Below are 1,003 nucleotides of genomic sequence, written 5' to 3' on the forward strand. Positions count from 1 at the left end.
GTCGGTGACCAGAGCCGCCACCGCACCATGGGTGACCTCGACGCCCTTCGGGACACCCGTCGACCCCGACGTATACATCACATACGCCAGATCCTCACCGCCCACCACCACTGCGGCAAAGACCCCCTCCGGACCGGACAGCAACTCCTCGACCGGAACCACAGCAGCCGTCGCGGAAACGGACACATCACCATCCGCCACGACCAGCGCCACACCGCCGAGGGTGTGCTGAATCCGGGTGGTGGGCCAGGACGGGTCCACCGGCACATACGCAGCCCCCGCCTTGGCCACACCCAGCAGTACAGCGACCAGATCCGCCGAACGCTCCATCACCACACCGACCAGATCACCCCGGCCCACACCACGAGAGACCAGCCCGTACGCGACCCGGTTCGCGGCCCGGTCCAGCTCCGCGTACGACCACTCGCCCTCCGGCGAGGACACCGCAACCGCATCCGGCGAACACCCCACCCGCGCCCCGAACAACTCCACCAACGAACCACCGACCACCGGCCGCGCAGTGTCGTTCCACTCCGACACCACCCGCGCAAACTCGGCCCCGTCCAACACCCCGATCCGCCCCACCAGCATCCCCGGATCAGCCGCCATCTGCCCCAGCAACCGCACCAACCGATCCAGAATCCCCTGAGCCTCCTCGGCGTCGAAAAGATCCGGCCGATAGTTCAAGCGCATACCGAGTCCGCCGATCGGACCCGCGACCAGGCCGAGGGGGTAATTGATCGACTCCCGGATCCCCGACTCGACTACTCGCAGCCCAGCGGGTTCTGGCAGTCGCCCCTGTCCGCCCGAAGGGAAGTTCTCGAAGGCGAGCAGCGTGTCGAAGGTGGCACCGGCCCCTGCCTGGCGCTGCACCTCACTGAGGCTCAGATACTGGTAATCCAACAGGGCCGACTGTTCTGCCTGAAGCTCGGTCAGCAGCTCCACGACCGTCTGTGCGGGGTCGAGCCGTACCCGTACGGGCACGGTGTTGATGAACAGCCCG

At 67.1% G+C, this 1,003-nt stretch carries 1 protein-coding gene; it reads right to left on the reverse strand.

What is annotated here, in order from left to right:
• Positions 1–984 (reverse strand): AMP-binding protein (locus tag FF041_RS38590; RefSeq protein WP_323393692.1); only part of this gene is annotated, 984 nt, incomplete at its 3' end.
• Between the last annotated feature and the right edge of the window lie 19 nt (positions 985–1,003).

The sequence above is a fragment of the Streptomyces jumonjinensis genome, assembly GCF_009600885.1.
Taxonomy (GTDB): Bacteria; Actinomycetota; Actinomycetes; order Streptomycetales; family Streptomycetaceae; genus Streptomyces; species Streptomyces jumonjinensis.